The sequence below is a fragment of the Rhizobium sp. UFLA01-1127 genome (assembly GCF_059803845.1).
This window is the reverse complement of sequence record NZ_JAUQTZ010000019.1, coordinates 1-15,564: the sequence shown is the minus strand read 5'-3', so window position 1 is coordinate 15,564 and position 15,564 is coordinate 1. Positions and strand designations below refer to the sequence as shown.

The 15,564-nt window shown below is 59.5% G+C and carries 14 protein-coding genes; 10 read left to right on the top strand and 4 right to left on the bottom strand.

The features are described 5' to 3' along the window. Positions 1-137 precede the first annotated feature (137 nt). The 5 genes from Q4Q11_RS06980 (at position 138) to Q4Q11_RS06960 (ending at position 4,962) form a co-directional block, all read left to right on the top strand. Positions 138-947 (top strand): transketolase, encoded by an 810-nt coding sequence (locus Q4Q11_RS06980; RefSeq protein WP_112502463.1) that lies wholly within the window; start codon positions 138-140, stop codon positions 945-947. Then, complete coding sequence (locus Q4Q11_RS06975; protein ID WP_112502330.1) at positions 947-1,903, top strand: transketolase family protein; 957 nt, start codon at positions 947-949, stop codon at positions 1,901-1,903. The genes Q4Q11_RS06980 and Q4Q11_RS06975 overlap by 1 nt, the downstream gene beginning before the upstream one ends. A gap of 176 nt (positions 1,904-2,079) precedes the next feature. Then, positions 2,080-3,546, top strand: a complete 1,467-nt coding sequence (locus tag Q4Q11_RS06970; RefSeq protein ID WP_112502333.1) for an FGGY-family carbohydrate kinase — start codon at positions 2,080-2,082, stop codon at positions 3,544-3,546. Between the two features lie 21 nt (positions 3,547-3,567). Further along, positions 3,568-4,521 carry a sugar-binding transcriptional regulator gene (locus Q4Q11_RS06965; protein ID WP_112502335.1) on the top strand — a complete coding sequence of 318 codons (954 nt, stop codon included), beginning with the start codon at positions 3,568-3,570 and terminating at the stop codon, positions 4,519-4,521. 243 nt (positions 4,522-4,764) lie between these two features. Then, entirely contained in the window at positions 4,765-4,962 is a 198-nt protein-coding gene (locus Q4Q11_RS06960; protein WP_112502338.1) for a hypothetical protein, read from the top strand. A 237-nt stretch (positions 4,963-5,199) separates the two neighbouring features. Here the strand turns inward: Q4Q11_RS06960 and Q4Q11_RS06955 are convergent, their stop codons facing one another. Then, positions 5,200-5,475, bottom strand: a complete 276-nt coding sequence (locus Q4Q11_RS06955) for a metal-sensing transcriptional repressor (RefSeq protein ID WP_112502343.1) — start codon at positions 5,473-5,475, stop codon at positions 5,200-5,202. A 458-nt stretch (positions 5,476-5,933) separates the two neighbouring features. On the opposite strand from Q4Q11_RS06955, the gene Q4Q11_RS06950 reads away from it, so the two are divergent. Both Q4Q11_RS06950 and Q4Q11_RS06945 read left to right on the top strand, forming a co-directional pair. Beyond that, on the top strand, positions 5,934-7,976 hold the full coding sequence (locus Q4Q11_RS06950; RefSeq protein WP_498569044.1) for an SPFH domain-containing protein: 2,043 nt from the start codon (positions 5,934-5,936) through the stop codon (positions 7,974-7,976). Positions 7,977-8,285: 309 nt separating this feature from the next. Next, the gene (locus Q4Q11_RS06945; RefSeq protein WP_498569043.1) at positions 8,286-11,147 is read left to right on the top strand and encodes a M16 family metallopeptidase; all 2,862 of its coding nucleotides are present in this window, start codon (positions 8,286-8,288) and stop codon (positions 11,145-11,147) included. A gap of 81 nt (positions 11,148-11,228) precedes the next feature. Here the strand turns inward: Q4Q11_RS06945 and Q4Q11_RS06940 are convergent, their stop codons facing one another. The 3 genes from Q4Q11_RS06940 to Q4Q11_RS06930 form a co-directional block, all read right to left on the bottom strand. After that, positions 11,229-11,645 (bottom strand): curlin, encoded by a 417-nt coding sequence (locus Q4Q11_RS06940; protein ID WP_498569042.1) that lies wholly within the window; start codon positions 11,643-11,645, stop codon positions 11,229-11,231. Positions 11,646-11,895: 250 nt separating this feature from the next. Further along, on the bottom strand, positions 11,896-12,300 hold the full coding sequence (gene csgH, locus Q4Q11_RS06935) for a curli-like amyloid fiber formation chaperone CsgH (RefSeq protein WP_498569041.1): 405 nt from the start codon (positions 12,298-12,300) through the stop codon (positions 11,896-11,898). Positions 12,301-12,368: 68 nt separating this feature from the next. Next, positions 12,369-12,806 carry a curlin gene (locus Q4Q11_RS06930; RefSeq protein WP_112502354.1) on the bottom strand — a complete coding sequence of 146 codons (438 nt, stop codon included), beginning with the start codon at positions 12,804-12,806 and terminating at the stop codon, positions 12,369-12,371. Positions 12,807-13,169: 363 nt separating this feature from the next. Between Q4Q11_RS06930 and Q4Q11_RS06925 the strand changes: the two genes are divergently transcribed. From Q4Q11_RS06925 to Q4Q11_RS06915, 3 genes are all read left to right on the top strand, one after another. Then, the gene (locus Q4Q11_RS06925) at positions 13,170-13,880 is read left to right on the top strand and encodes a GntR family transcriptional regulator (protein WP_498569068.1); all 711 of its coding nucleotides are present in this window, start codon (positions 13,170-13,172) and stop codon (positions 13,878-13,880) included. After that, entirely contained in the window at positions 13,877-14,788 is a 912-nt protein-coding gene (locus tag Q4Q11_RS06920) for a dihydrodipicolinate synthase family protein (protein ID WP_498569040.1), read from the top strand. The genes Q4Q11_RS06925 and Q4Q11_RS06920 overlap by 4 nt, the downstream gene beginning before the upstream one ends. Beyond that, positions 14,781-15,564 (top strand): aldehyde dehydrogenase family protein (locus tag Q4Q11_RS06915; RefSeq protein ID WP_498569039.1); only part of this gene is annotated, 784 nt, incomplete at its 3' end. The genes Q4Q11_RS06920 and Q4Q11_RS06915, both read left to right, overlap by 8 nt.

Sequence of the window (15,564 nt, the reverse complement as noted above, 5' to 3'; positions counted from 1 at the left end):
TCAATACCAACTTGTTTTGATGCTGTCAACCAAGTCTTTTTGGCCTGTTTTGGCGAGAAGTCGCTTGCGGGGGCTTGACTAACAATCTTCCTGTGCAAAAATATAAATACATGAATATTTATTCACGCGAGGAAACGATGGAGCCTTCCGAACTTGAACGTGTTGCTCGTCAGATACGTCTACGAGACCTCCAGGCAGTCTACGAGGCAGGCGCCGGGCATATCGGCGGCGAGATGTCCGTGATCGACCTCCTGGCCGCGCTGTACTTCCGCGTGCTGCGTGTCTGGCCGGACCAGCCGAAACATCCCGACCGGGACAGGTTCGTGCTTTCGAAGGGACATACCGCATGCGCGCTCTATGTCACCCTGGCGAAACGCGGCTTCATTCCCGAGGACGAAATCTCGACGTTCCTGAAGCCGCACTCGCGGCTCAATGGCCACCCGAATTGCAACAAGGTGCCAGGCGTCGAAACCAATACCGGTCCATTGGGACATGGCCTGCCGGTCGCGGTCGGTATGGCCAAGGCCGCCAAACTATCGGGCGCCGGCTACCATACTTATGTGATCACCGGCGACGGCGAGATGCAGGAGGGCTCCAATTGGGAAGCGATCATGGCCGCGGCGCAGTTCCGCCTGGACAATCTCACCTTGATTGTCGACCATAACCGGTTCCAGCAAGGGGCGGCACTTTCGGATACGAACGACATCGCGCCGCTTCGCCCGAAGCTCGAAGCTTTCGGCTGGGATGTTAGCGAAATCGACGGCAACAATATGCATGAAGTCGTCCCGGCACTCGAACATCGAAGCGACCGCCCGCATTGCATCGTGGCCCATACCAACAAGGGACACGGAATCTCTTTCATGCAGGACCGTGTCGACTGGCACCACAAGGTTCCGAACAAGGAACAATACGAAGTCGCATTGGCAGAATTGTCGGAGGCACTCTAATGAACGCGCCTGTGAATGCACAAAAGCTCCATGACTGCCGAGACGCCTTCGCATCGACGCTCGAGCGCCTCGCGGCCGAGAACGAGACGATTGTGGCGGTCTGCAACGATTCGGTCGGATCCTCGAAGCTCGGCGGCTTCAAATCCAAGTTTCCCGACCGTCTGGTCAATGTCGGCATCGCCGAACAGAACATGGTGGGGGTCGGCGCGGGCCTGGCCAATGGCGGACGCCTTCCCTATGTTTGCGGCGCTTCGCCGTTCCTGACAGGCAGATCTCTCGAGCAGATCAAGGCCGACATTTCCTACTCGAACGCCAACGTCAAGCTCGTCGGCATTTCGTCCGGAATGGCCTATGGCGAGCTCGGTCCGACCCATCACTCGATCGAGGATTTCGCCTGGACGCGCGTTCTGCCCAACCTTCCCGTGATTGCGCCCTGCGACCGCATCGAGACGGCCGCCGCGGTGGAATGGGCGGCAAGCTACAGCGGCCCCTGTTTCCTGCGCCTGTCACGCGTCGGCGTGCCCGATCTCCTGCCGGAAGGCCACAGGTTCGAACTTGGAAAAGCCAATCTTCTGCGGGAGGGCTCTGATGTCACGCTCATCGCGAACGGCACGCTGACCCATCGCATGATGAAAGCCGCTGATATTCTTGCCCAACGCGGCATAAGGGCGAGGGTGCTCAATCTCGCCACGGTCCGTCCGATCGACGAGAATGCCGTCATTGCCGCCGCCAAAGAAACTGGTGCGATCGTGACGGCGGAAGAGCATTCGATTTTTGGCGGGCTGGGATCGGCCGTGGCCGAGGTTGTCGTCGACAACGCCCCGGTTCCGATGAAGCGCCTCGGCGTGCCCGGCATCTACGCGCCAACCGGCTCGGCCGAGTTCCTGCTCGACGAATTCGGCATGGCTCCAGCGGCCATTGCGGACGCCGCACAAGCGCTTATCAAGCGCAAGTAGACGAACGGCGCGCATTCGAGCCGGGGCGGATAGGCCCCGGCCGTGTCATTAGAACCGGATGATTTTAGGTCGAAACGACCTAAAATCCGAATCCGCCCAGAATCAAAGAAGCAGAGCACGGTGTCGTCCGAAAGCCGCTCACACTTTTCGGCATCATGTTCTGGTGGAGGATGCAAATGCGGGCCATTCTGGCAATCGACCAGGGAACCACCAATTCCAAGGCGGCGCTGGTTTCAGAGCGTGGCGAGATCATCGCCAGAGGGTCGGCGCCGGTCGGAATCTCCTATCCGCAGCCCGGCTGGGTCGAACAGGATCCGGAACGGATCCATGCGTCCGTCTGCGAGGCGATCGCTTCATGCCTGGAAGCCGCGCCCGGCACGGCAATCGAAGCCATCGCGATTTCCAACCAGCGGGAATCCGTCACCATTTGGGATGCGGAAACAGGCAAGGCGCTGGGACCGGTGCTCAGCTGGCAATGCAGGCGCACCGCGCCGGATTGTGAGCGTCTCGTCGCCGACGGGCATTCGGAGCGTGTCGAAGCACTGACCGGCCTTCCTCTCGATCCGATGTTTCCAGGTCCGAAGTTCCGGTGGCTTCTCGATCGGGTCGCGCATGGGCGAAAGGTCCGTATCGGCACGATCGATAGCTGGCTCATTCATTGCCTTACCGCCGGTCGCAAGCATGTGTGCGATGCCTCGAATGCAGCACGAAGCCAGTTGCTCGATCTCGAAGCTCAAGCCTGGAGCGAAGAACTGGGCGCGATTTTCGGGGTCGATATCCGGCTCCTTCCCGAAGTACTCGATAGTTCCGCGGATTTTGGAACCACAAGGGGTCTTGCCGGCGTCCCGGACGGCACACCGATCAGGTCGGCCATCGGCGACAGCCATGCGGCCTTGTTCGGCCACGGAGCCTTCAAACCGGGCGATGGCAAGGCGACCTTCGGAACCGGGTCTTCGGTCATGACAACGCTGCCGCGCTTCATCGCACCGCGCAACGGCATTACCACAACGGTCGCCTGGCGCATCGCCGGACAGCCAACCTTCGCCTTCGAAGGCAACATCCTCGTTTGTGCCGCGAGCCTGCCCTGGATGGCGGACATTCTGGGCCTTCCGGATGTGGCTGCCCTGGTCGACCTTGCCGCAACCGCCGAACCGGGAGGGCCGGGATTCGTGCCTGCCTTCGTGGGGCTGGGTGCACCCTACTGGAATTCCGACGCCCGCGCTCTCTTCTCGCAGATCAATTTCAGCACCACCCGTGCGCAGATGGCCCGTTCGGTCACCGACTCGATCGCTTTCCAGGTTTATGACGTGATCACGGCGATGCGGACGCAAAGCGGCGGCGAACTCGGCACGCTCTACGTGGACGGCGGGCCGAGCCGAAACCGTTTTCTCATGCAGTGCGTGTCGAACCTGGTAAAACACGCCATCATCCAGTGCGAGGCACCCGAGGCGTCGGCGCTCGGTGCCGCTTATCTTGCAGGCCTTTCGATCGGCCTCTGGCCGGATCTCGATGCCATCGCGGCGCTTCCGAGAAATACTGAAGTCATCGAACCGGAAGATATCGACGATACGGCCCTCCTGAATAGGTGGAATGATGCGCTGGCCCGCTCGACGTTGCGCGCAACTCCGGCTAAAGGTGAATAAAAATTCACTCCGGTGTCAACGATGGCTCGCCTTAACGAACTCCGCCTCATCTCAAGAGTTGCCCAGATGTACCACATTGAAGGGAAGCGGCAGGCGGAGATCGCGCAGCACCTTCGTCTATCGCAGGCAACCGTCTCGCGAATGCTGAAGCGGGCCGAGGCGGAAGATATCGTGCGCACGAGCGTCATTCCGCCCGTGGGCACGTATAGCGAACTCGAAGGAGCGCTGCGCGAGAAATACGGTCTTCCCGAAGCGATTGTCGTCGAATGCACCGAAGACCGGGACGGAGCCATCATGGCCCGGATCGGCGAAGCTGCTGCTCACCTTCTGGAAGTGACCCTTGCACCCGGCGAGATCATCGGCGTGTCGAGCTGGAGCCAGACGATCTTCAAGATGGTGGAAAATATCCACCCCCAGAAGAGCGCCCAGGCCAAATATGTCGTCCAGACGCTTGGCGGCATGGGCGACCCGTCGGTCCAGACGCATGCCACCCAGCTTACCACCCGACTTGCACGACTGACCGGAGCCGAGCCGAAGCTTCTTTCGGTGCAAGGCGTCACGACCTCGCGCGAGGCCAAGCTTCTGATGCAGACGGACCCCTTCGTGCGGGAGACGATGGATCTCTTCGGCAGCATCACACTCGCCATCGTCGGCATCGGAGCCGTCGAACCATCGGAGCTGCTTTCACGGTCCGGCAACATCTTCTCGTCGCGGGAGCTTGCGGACCTTGCCGAGGCAGGTGCCGTCGGCGACATATCGCTGCGTTTTTTCAACAAGGACGGCAAGCCGGTAAAGACGCCGCTCGACGAGCGCGTCATCGGCCTCCCGCTGGAAGACCTCGAACGGGTCGACCGGGTCATCGCGCTCGCCGGCGGCGCGAAGAAGACCGCGGCGATCGCCGGCGCCTTGAGGATCGGCGTTATCGATACGCTGATAACGGACAAGTTCAGCGCCGAACGCCTGATCGAATCATAAGGCCCGAAAGGAACCGCAACCTGCGATCACCGGTGACGTCCCTTTGCGACCCCGGCACCTGACTTTCCTGCCGAACCGGCTCGGTGAGCATCCACCAGTTTCACACCCAATCTCCACGATTTCTGCACGGAATTCGTTTTTGCTGCGTGTCGCCAGGCTTGCGGCCGGAACGTTCGCTTGTCGCCGACGCTCTCCTGCGAACCTGACCACAGTCATTGAGCTGCATGCTGCGGGAGGGATGCCGTGTACAAGAAGGATCACCCCACTGTCGCCGACTGGATCGTGATGCTGTTCCGGATAGCGCTCGTTATCGCAACCCCTGCAATCGTCAGGCTTCTCCGCTCCGTCCCCTTCATCGTCGTGATCGCCGCATCCTGCCTGACGATACTTTCCCTTCTGCTCGTTGAAGAGTGGCCTTCGTCAAGCGCCGTTGTTTGGTGAATGATCCCCGAATATCAGCAAGTGAATTGGCGCTGTTGCTGCCGATATCGTGTCGGCATCAATCTTGCGATTCCCGCGGAACTATTGTTCGTGCCTGGAAGCCGCCATGCCAGGCTTGCCGTTGCAGCCGGGGCAACATAACGCCCGGCCTTGGCGGCCGCCTGCATCAAAAGGATCGCTGCTGCACCGAAAGCCGCCCCGAGCAATCCGCAATAGACCGACAGATCGGCCATACCATTAGAGATATTTCGTAATGGTCTTGAATTCGTCGATGGATTGCCGCTTGTCGCGCGGGAGGGCTCCGATGGTTTCTTCTAGGCAATGATCGAGATGATCCTGAATGAGGGTGCGCTTTGCGTTGACGATTGCCTTCTCGACGGCCGACAGCTGTTGGGCGATGTCAAGGCACGGCTTGCCGTCCTCGATCATGGCGATGACGCTCTTCAAATGTCCTTGGGCACGCTTGAGCCGCTTGACGATCTCGGGATGGGTCTCATGGGTGTGTTGTGTCATGCCCTTGTATCCTGCGGGAGGGGATGACTGTCAATGTCAGCCGCGTTGCGGCCGAAAGGCCTGCCATTCCACGTCGAGCTCATGTGAATCTCAAAGGGCGACTTGGGAGCTTCGAGACGCCGGCATAGTTCAGTAGAATCAAATGCTCGAAATAGCCAAATCGCCGGAAGTACTTATCCGATTTCCGCCTTGAACATCTTTAAACCTATGAGCGTAATGCCTACGTCGTCTATCGTTATGTCTATCAAGGCAACACCGATGTGAGACCGCATCAAAACCACGCCCTTCCTCGGTGGGGACTGAGGGCACGTGGTTATTTCTCCAGACAATGAGCCACCTAAACTTCGACACATCATTGGTGCGTCGAGCGCGTAGGTATGCAATCTCCCATTTTATCAACCAATACCAACCGGGCGGCTGTCGGGTGGACGAACCCGTGCGCCCATAGGAGAGAAGAGATGGAAGCCCTACCCAATCTCAGTCCGATTGAATGGATGGCGATCGAAATCGCCGTTCCCGTCATCGTGCTGGCAATACTTTTTCGGTGGAGCGGCATAATCCGCTATATCCCCAACGACAGACTTGGCATCCTCGAAAAGCTGTGGAGTTTCCGTGGCTCCGTCAGGAACGGCTTCATTGCACTCAACGGCGAAGCGGGTTTCCAGCCGGACGTCGTGCGCGGCGGCCTGCATTTCTTCATGCCGTTCCAGTATTCGATGCACCGCGCCAATCTCGTGACCATTCCCCAGGGGCAGATCGGCTATGTCTTTGCCCGCGACGGCAAGCCGCTGCCGCCGACCCAGACTCTTGCCTCGAATATCGAAGCGGATGACTTTCAGGACGTGCGCGGTTTTCTCGTAAAAGGCGGGCAGAAGGGGCCGCAGCGAAAAATTCTCCGCGAAGGCACCTATGCCATCAATCTCGCGCAATTCATCGTGCTGACCGCGCAATCGATCTATGCCGTCAATCTCGGCTCCTCCGAACAGCAACTGTTTGCCGACATGTCGACGCTGATTACCGAGCGGGAGGGTTTCGAGCCCGTCGTCATCCATGACGCGCAGGACATGATCGGCATCGTGACCATCCATGACGGCCCGGCACTGCCCGATGGCGAAATTATCGCGCCGACCGTCGCCAACGATCCGAAAGATCCGAACTTCCATAACAATTTCCAGGATCCGGAGAAGTTTCTCAATGCCGGCGGCTATCGTGGCCGTCAGTTGCAGGTGCTTGCCGACGGCAGCTACTTCCTCAACCGCATCTTCGCAACCGTCGAGCTGGTCGATAAGACGATTATCGGCGTTGGCACGGTTGGTGTCGTCGTCTCCTATACCGGTCGTCGCGGCGCGGACCTCTCCGGCCAGACCTATCGCCATGGAGAACTGGTCGAGACCGGCGCCCGTGGCGTCTGGTCGACGCCCCTTCTGCCGGGCAAATATGCCTTCAACACCTATGCTGGCAATATCGTCATCGTGCCCACCACCAATTTCGTGCTCAAATGGACGAAGGAGCAGTTCGGCGAGCACCGATTGGACGAAAATCTCTCCGAAGTGTCCTTGATCACCAAGGATGCGTTCGAACCCGTGCTGCCGCTCTCGGTTGTCGTCCATATCGACTATATGAAGGCACCACTGGTGGTACAGCGCTTTGGGGATATCAAACGGCTGGTCGAACAGACGCTCGATCCGATGGTATCGGCCTATTTCAAGAATATCGCCCAGACCAAGACGCTGATCGAGCTCTTGCAGGAACGCAGCGAGATTCAGCGCAAATCCGGCGAGGAAATGCGCGAAAAGTTTGCCTCCTACAGTCTCGAGTTGCAGGAGGTCCTGATCGGCACGCCGCGCGCCAGCAACGGCCAGAACAGCATCGAGCAGATCCTGATCCAGTTGCGCGAACGCCAGATTGCCGTCGAAAAGGTCGAGACTTATAAACTGCAGGAAGCGGCTGCGATTCAGGAGCGCACCTTGCGCGAAAAGGAAGCGCTCGCAGAACAACAGGCCAAGATCACGACATCGGCGCTCACTATCGAGATCAGCGAGAACGAGGGCAAGGCGCAACTTGCCCGTACCCGCCAGCAGGCGGAAACCATTCAGGTTACCGCCAAGGCGGAAGCCGAGAAGGTACGGCTTGCCGGTCTGGGCGAGGCTGACCGGATCAAGGCCATTGCGCTTGCCGATGCCGAGCGCATCAAGGCGACCGGTCTTGCCGATGCTGAGAAAGTACGCGCCGTCGGCCTGGCGGAAGCCGAAGCTACGGAGAAGAAAGTCGCGGCGTTCGGCGGCCCGGACTATCAGCTCAATTCGCAGGTCCTGATGCGCTTTGCCGAGGCGATCGAGAACGGCAGGCTGCCGCTCGTGCCGCAGATCCAGGTGGGCGGTGGCGCTGGCGAAAAGGGCGCGACCAATGGCCTTGTGGAAATGATGTTGTCGATGCTGGTTGCCGACCGGCTTGGACGGCAGGAGCCGGCGGCGGCACCTGCGGCGATCGCGCAAGATTGAGTGTCCATGGGCCGGCAGCGCCGGCCCATCCCGCACTCTGCCCGCAAATAGCAATGCCGTAGCTGGCGACACTCCGAACGATTATCAAATGATCGACTGGCTCTTGGATCATAGTTTTAAGCAATCGCCCCGTCCAAGATACCGATTAGGGTCCCAAATCCGCGACATTCGCATCCGCTCATGGCAGAGCGCCCGCTTCATCGGCAACTCGCTCCAGGTTGCCTTCTTGCAGACATGGCTATTGATACCGAGCGCAACCTATTCGATAGTGCCGCCGGTAACATATCCCCTCTCCATCCCGAGACTTGCATGTCCTTCCTCAATTCGAGATTTTCTGCACGGATGCGGCATCTGGGCGCCATGGTGTCGTTCGCAATCCTACTCGCCGTGACATCGCCGCTCCAGGCCGCTCAGCCGGCCACAGCCTGGCCGCAGGCTGCAAGCGATTTGCAACCGGATCCGGCCGTACGATACGGGACGCTTCCGAACGGCATGAAGTTTGCCGTCATGCACAACGCCACGCCGACCGGTCAGGTAGCGATCCGCTTCCGCATCGAAGCGGGATCTCGCGACGAAGATGATGACCAGCGCGGTTTGGCACATTTTCTCGAACATATGGCCTTCAGAGGCAGCACACACTTTGCCGAAGACGACATGGTCGCTCTCCTTCAACGCAAGGGGTTGACATTCGGGCCTGACGTTAATGCCCACACCTATTTCGATCAGACCATTTACAAAGTTAATCTTCCAGAGGCCGACGCCGGTACGGTATCGACTGGCTTGATGCTGATGCGCGAAACCGCCAGTGAACTGAGGCTGGATGAGGCCGCATTCGAACGCGAACGTGGCGTTGTGCTTGCCGAAGAGAGGCAGACCGACACACCGCAGGCACGCGCCGATCATGCGCTCCAGAGCCTGCTCCTTGCCGGTCAGCTCGCACCGCTGCGCCGGCCGATCGGTGACACAATCATTATCCGCAACGCGACGATCGACCGGCTCCGTGACTATTATCATGCCAATTATCGCCCGGATCGCGCCACCCTTATTGTCGTTGGCGATATCGAGCCGGCGACGGTCGAGGCGGAAATCAGACGACGTTTCGATGATTGGTCTGCCGACGGCCCCGTTGCGACGAGACGCTCTCTCGGTGCATTCCGAAAACGCCAGGCTGGGGTCGACATTCTCAGAACCTCAAGTGGCATAGGGCTTCTGGAATTCGCTTGGATGCGCCCTCATGACGAAGCATCGGATACGCGTATCTCACGTCGGCAGAAGTCGGTCCGGGAAATCGGGCTGCGTATCCTCGCGCATCGCCTCGACCTCCTCGCGCATCAACCCGGTGCTCCATTCTTCAAGGCAAGAGCTAGCGCCGGCACCCTGCTCGAATCCGCCGATATGATCACCATCTCTGCGGAAATTGCACCCGGAGCTTGGCAAAGCGCATTGACCGTCCTGGACCAGGAACAGCATCGCCTAGCCAAATTCGGCGTCCTCCAATCAGAAGTCGATCGTGAACTGCTGGAAGAGCGCACCACTCTGCAGACGGCAGCGGTAGGCGATGCGGCGCGGACCAGCGCCGTCATCGCCGACGGGCTTACCGCGAGTATCGCTGAAGGGAAAGTCTTCCTGTCCCCCGCCCAAGCTCTTACGCTCTTCGACAGCACAGCAAGAAAGCTGACAGCGGCCGATGTCAACAAGTCGCTGCAACAGGCTATCGCCGTCAACGGGCCGCGCATCATCCTGCAAACACCACAGGTGCCGACCGGCTCGGAGGCCGCCGTCGAAAAGGCCTATAAGGCTTCGCAGGCCACGCCCATTTCGGCGCCGGCACCCATCACCACTCCTCTATGGCCATATACCACATTCGGCCCGTCGGGTTCGGTAAGCGAGACCCGTGCCATCGAAGATCTCGGCATCACCCTGGTGAGTTTCGCAAATGGCATGCATTTGGCCGTCAAGCCGACAAAGTTGCATGAGGGCGAGGTGCTTGTTCGCGTCGATATTGGCCACGGCCGGCGCGATTTTCCGATCGCTCGGCAAACGGCGGCCTGGACGGCAGCCGCATTTGTTTCCGGCGGCTTGAAAGCAATCGGTTACGATGAGATGTGGCAGGCTCTGTCGGGAAAGGAAGTCAGCATTCGTTTCTCGTTCAACGATGAGGCATTCACACTTCAAGGCAAGACGCGTCCCGAGGATCTGACAACGCAAATGCAGATGCTTGCTGCTTATGCTTCCGACCCGGCCTATCGTCCGCAAGCCTTTACACAGCTTCAATCGTCTTACCAGAACGGTCTCGGCGATCGCGAATTGACGGCCGGCAACATAGCCGATCGCTTTCTTCCCGGCTTGCTGCATGCGGGCGATCCGCGCTGGGCCGTCGCCGACCGTCAGCTGATATCCTCGGTTTCGCCCGAGGATTTCCGGGCACAATTCGAGCCCTATCTCTCGAAAGGATCAATCAATATCAGCATCGTCGGTGACGTGACGATCGAGGACGCAATCCGTCTTACCGCCGCGACCTTTGGCGCGTTGCCCGCACGGCCGGCGACGATGCCGACAGTCGATGGACCGGCCGTGCATTTTCCCGCGCCAACGAAGCAGCCGGTCGTGCTGCATCAGCTTCAGCGCAACGACAATGCGGCCGCGCTGGTTGCCGTTCCCATGGGTGATCTATTGTCCGATCTGCCACGCACTTATGCGACGAGAATTGCCGGACGGATACTTCTTGATAGGCTAACCACGGAATTTCGCCGCAAGGAGGGCGCGACCTACACTCCTCGCGGCGATACGGTGCTCTCCGAAGTTTTCCCGGGCTACGGCTATGCCTTTGTCTATGTGGAGACAACGCCCGACGAGATCGGGCGTTTTTACGAGATCATCGAAAAGATCGCAGGTGATCTGCGCACCGCCGATATTTCGGCGGATGAACTTGCACGCGCCAAACAGCCGTTCATCGAAAGCCTCGACCAGCGGCGCCAACGCAATGACTATTGGCTGCAGCAACTTTCCGGCATACAGGCTGATGGTCGGCGCATCGATTTTCTGCGCACCATTCGCAATGGTTACCAGAACGTTACGGCACAGAGCGTGCGCGCCATCGCCCAGGCCTACTTCACGCCCGAAAAATTCTGGAAGTTCGAGGTGCTGCCAGCAGACGCCACCTTTAGGTAGATCGGCAAGCGCATATCATGCGTTATGATCCCGCATGCACGGTACACGACGCTACTGGTGATAACGGATGATGTGGTTGAGTCACCAGCCGAACAGCAGCGCCGCCCCAGTTTGCCCTTCGCCATCCTGTACGATCTGCGTATCGGTGTTCCGCCCGAACTGGAAGAGCCCGTAGGAATTGTCGTTGCCGTTCTGCCGCAGCGTGGCGGAATGGCCGTTACCCTCCTGACGAATGATACCGACGTTATCCCGTCCATTCTGGGCGCCGCCGGCATAATTGCCTCGCCCGCGCTGGCGAATGTCGGCGCCGCTGCGCACATGCTTGTAAAAGGAATAGGCTCTCAAACCCAGGTCCATCATGTCGGCATCCTCTGCATTCTGGGGCGAGAGATAAAACGCGATCGAACCGCCGGCATTGGCGGGACCGGCCAGCGCCGAAAGGCCAAGAAATGCTGCAATCGTGGCACTGCCCAGGGTGGTGGCAAACTTGCGGTTCATGGATGTCTCTCCTTGTTCGGCCGTCATCAGCCAATGTCTTACTCTCGCAAAACCAAGCTGAACCGTGTCGGAAGACGCCGTTCACCCACCATTTAACCGAGCGGACCCCAAACAGTGTACGGGCTTCCACGCAACTGCCGGCGCCAACCGGCGAAAGCCACTCGGCGGTTTGCTGAAACGCCGAGTGGCTCTAAAGTTTGCGCCTATGCAGTTCCGGACGGAAAGCTAAGTGGTTTTCCCAAAATGACATTCAGAACGCACCGGTCACCTGCTTGCTGCAGCTGACATTTGTTCCGTCCAGCTTCAGCCTGAGCTTCACGTCGTAGGAAGCACGGGCGGCACCGACGCTCATGCGGCCGAGCGACGCTGTGCGACCGGCCGTCACCGAAAAATCGCCGCCCTGCTGGATGTTCGAGGAGCCTCCCTCGCCACCGCCGGAGACGCTGACACTATAGGTGCCGCTTGCGTCCTTGTCGGAATGCACGAGAGGTTCGAGAAAGACGGTATCGCCATCAATCCTGTCGCGGATCTCGCAGCGAACCGGCCCAGTTTGCGACCGATCGGCGTCGAGCACGGCAGCGCTCGCGCCGAGGGCGGCCAATCCGGCAAGTGTAACCGCCACGACGACGGAAATGCGTCTGTCGAAGCCAACCATGGATTATCTCCTTGTCGTGGTTTGGGGAGCGGCCGGGAATAAGCCATCCCGGCCCCGCTGGGCTAAGGTCAATCGCAGGTCTGGACGAAAGCGGCGACATTGCCGCCGCCACCCTGGCTGACATTGGCGCTGCAGCCATGGCCGACCTGGACACCGGCCGTGATGTTGTCGTTACCGTCCTGCGTTAAGATTGCGGTGTGGTTCGAGCCGAACTGTCCGATGCCAGCCACGTTGCGGCTGCCGTATTGATAGGTCGCGCCATAGTTATTGCTGCCTTCCTGTCCGATGGCCGACAGGTTGCGATGACCATATTGCTGGCCGATGGCATTGTTGTAGCGCCCCTCCTGGTAGAAGCGGACGCGGTTGCTGTGGCCGTTCTGCGCACCGCCGGCCGAATTGTGCCAGCCGTACTGCTCTATGCGTACATCGTTTGCCAAAGCAGGGCTCATTGCAGTGCCGCCGATGGCAGTGGCAACAAGGATGCTGATAATGGACGTGCGGATCATTTTGGCTCTCCTGATGTGCGGATATGACCGCGGTTGAACGGCTCCTTGATAGGCCTCCGATCCAGAATGGATGCTGAAGGCAGCATTCATCGAAAATTCATGACCGTGGTTTCGCGGCGGCAATGGTGCGCCTGACTGTGCACCTCCGCTGATGTTGCCGGAATCCGGCGCGATCGACCCCGGCATTCATCCGGACGATCGACCCAGTACAGGCTGAACGCCGGATTGTATTTTTCTGCAACATTCATTGTGTACGTAGAGTATACAATTCTCTTGACTCACCGATCAGCGTGTGCGACCTTTCCCTCATCGGCAGGAGGCGATGAATTCAACTCCTCGCGGTATCTCACGGAGGACGTCGCAATGAAGGGTGGGAAGAACAGTCTTTACGACGATCTAAAGCGTCAAATTTTGACGATGGAACTCGATCCCGATCAGGATTTGGACGAAGTCAGTCTCAGCGAACAATACGGGCTCTCCCGTACGCCCGTCCGGGAAATCTTCCGGCGTCTGGAAGGCGAAGGCTATATCGATATCCGGGCAAACCGCGGCGCCCGCGTCAGCCCAATGAACCATCAGACCCTCAGGCATTTCTTCCTGGTGGCCCCGATGATTTATGCGGCGATCGGCCGGCTTGCGGTGCAAAATTTCAAGCCGAAGCAACTCATCGATCTCAAGGAAACGCAGGAACGGTTTCGATCGGCAAGCGCCTCCGGCGACCCCCTCGCCATGGTGCTCGAGAACAATCGTTTCCACGAAATCATCGGAGAAATGTCGTTCAACGCCTATCTGCAGCCGAGCCTGGGTCGCCTGCTGATCGACCATGCACGCATCGGCCACACCTTCTTCCGGCCGAGGAACGACGACATGCGCGAACGGCTTCAGCTCGCCGTGGAACACCATGATGGGTTCATCGCGGCAATCGCGCAGCACGATGAAGACACCGTCGTGGACCTGGTGTTCGAGCATTGGGAACTGTCGCGCGAGAACATGGAGATGTTCATCGCCCCACAAGGCATGAAGGCGGACGCGCTCGTCGAAGTGCCCGTTGCATCGATGGAGAAATCGTCTTGAATTTCGAAGGCATCTACACCCCCGCAATCACGCCGCATGGACCGGACGGCCAGATCGACAAGACCGCCTTCGCAGCGGTCCTGGAATCGCTCGTCGAGGCCAAAGTGCATGGCATCATCATCGGCGGCTCCACCGGCGAATATTATGCCCAATCCATGCAGGAACGTCTCGACCTTGCCGCCTACGCCAGGCAGGTTATCGCAAGCCGCCTGCCGCTGATCGTTGGCACTGGCGCCACCCGTACCGAGGATTCTGTTGCCTATGCCGCGGCGGCAAAGGGGATCGGCGCGGATGCGATCCTCGTGACGTCGCCGCCCTATGCACTGCCGACGGCAAAAGAAAACGCCATTCACGCCTTGACGGTCGACCGCGCCGCCAATCTGCCGATCATGCTCTACAACTATCCCGCCCGCATGGGCGTGATGATGGGCGACGAATATTTCTCGCGCGTCGGCAAATCCAGGAATGTGAAGGCGATCAAGGAAAGCTCGGGCGAGATGGCAAACGTCCATCTGCTGGCGCGGAAGTTTCCTCATATAGCACTGTCGTGCGGTTGGGACGACCAGGCGCTGGAATTCTTCGCCTGGGGTGCAAAGAGCTGGGTCTGCGCCGGCTCGAATTTCCTGCCGCGCGAGCATGTCGCGCTCTACGAAGCCTGCGTGATCGAGAGGAATTTCGACAAGGGCCGCGCCATCATGACGGCCATGCTGCCGCTGATGGATTTTCTCGAAACCGGCAAGTTCGTGCAATCCATCAAGCACGGCTGCGAGATCATCGGCCTCAAGGCCGGACCCGTTCGCGCACCGCTGCGCGGAATGACCTCCGAAGAAAAAAGAACCCTCCAGACTGTCGTCGCCACCCTGAAGCGCACGGTCGCCCAGATCACGTCGGGAGCCAACCATGCATGAACCCTTGACCGCAGCCGAATACAAGGCGATTGCCGCTAGCCTCGAGCTGCCGACGAATGCCTTCATCGACGGCGCTTTTCGCCCCTCCCACTCCGGCAGGACGTTCAAGACGACCAATCCGGCCACGGGTGAAACGCTTGCCGAGATTGCAGCCTGTGATGCGACGGATGTGGATTACGCGGTCGCAAAGGCCAGGCAAGCCTTTGAAGACGGCCGCTGGCGCCTTCAATCGCCGGGCGACCGCAAAGCCACGCTTCTCAAATTCGCCCGGCTGCTCGAGGAGCACCGCCATGAGCTTGCCGTCATGGAAAGCCTCGACAGCGGCAAGCCGGTCCGCGAGTGCCAGACCGTCGATGTTCCGGACACGATCCACACCATCCGCTGGCACGCCGAACTGATCGACAAGCTTTATGACAATACTGCTCCGGTCGGCTCCAATGCACTGACCATGGTCGTGCGTGAGCCTATCGGCGTCGTCGGCTGCGTGCTTCCCTGGAACTTCCCGCTTCTGATGCTCGCCTGGAAGATCGGACCTGCTCTGGCGTCGGGCTGCTCGGTCATCGTCAAGCCTGCTCAGGAAACGACGTTGACCACCTTGCGCGTTGCCGAACTTGCTCATGAGGCGGGTATCCCGGCCGGTGTCTTCAATGTCGTCACGGGTGGCGGCAAGGACGTCGGAGAGCCGATCGGCCTGCACATGGATGTGGACATGGTGGCCTTTACGGGATCCACTCCGACCGGACGGCGCTTCCTGCGCTATGCGGCGGATTCCAACC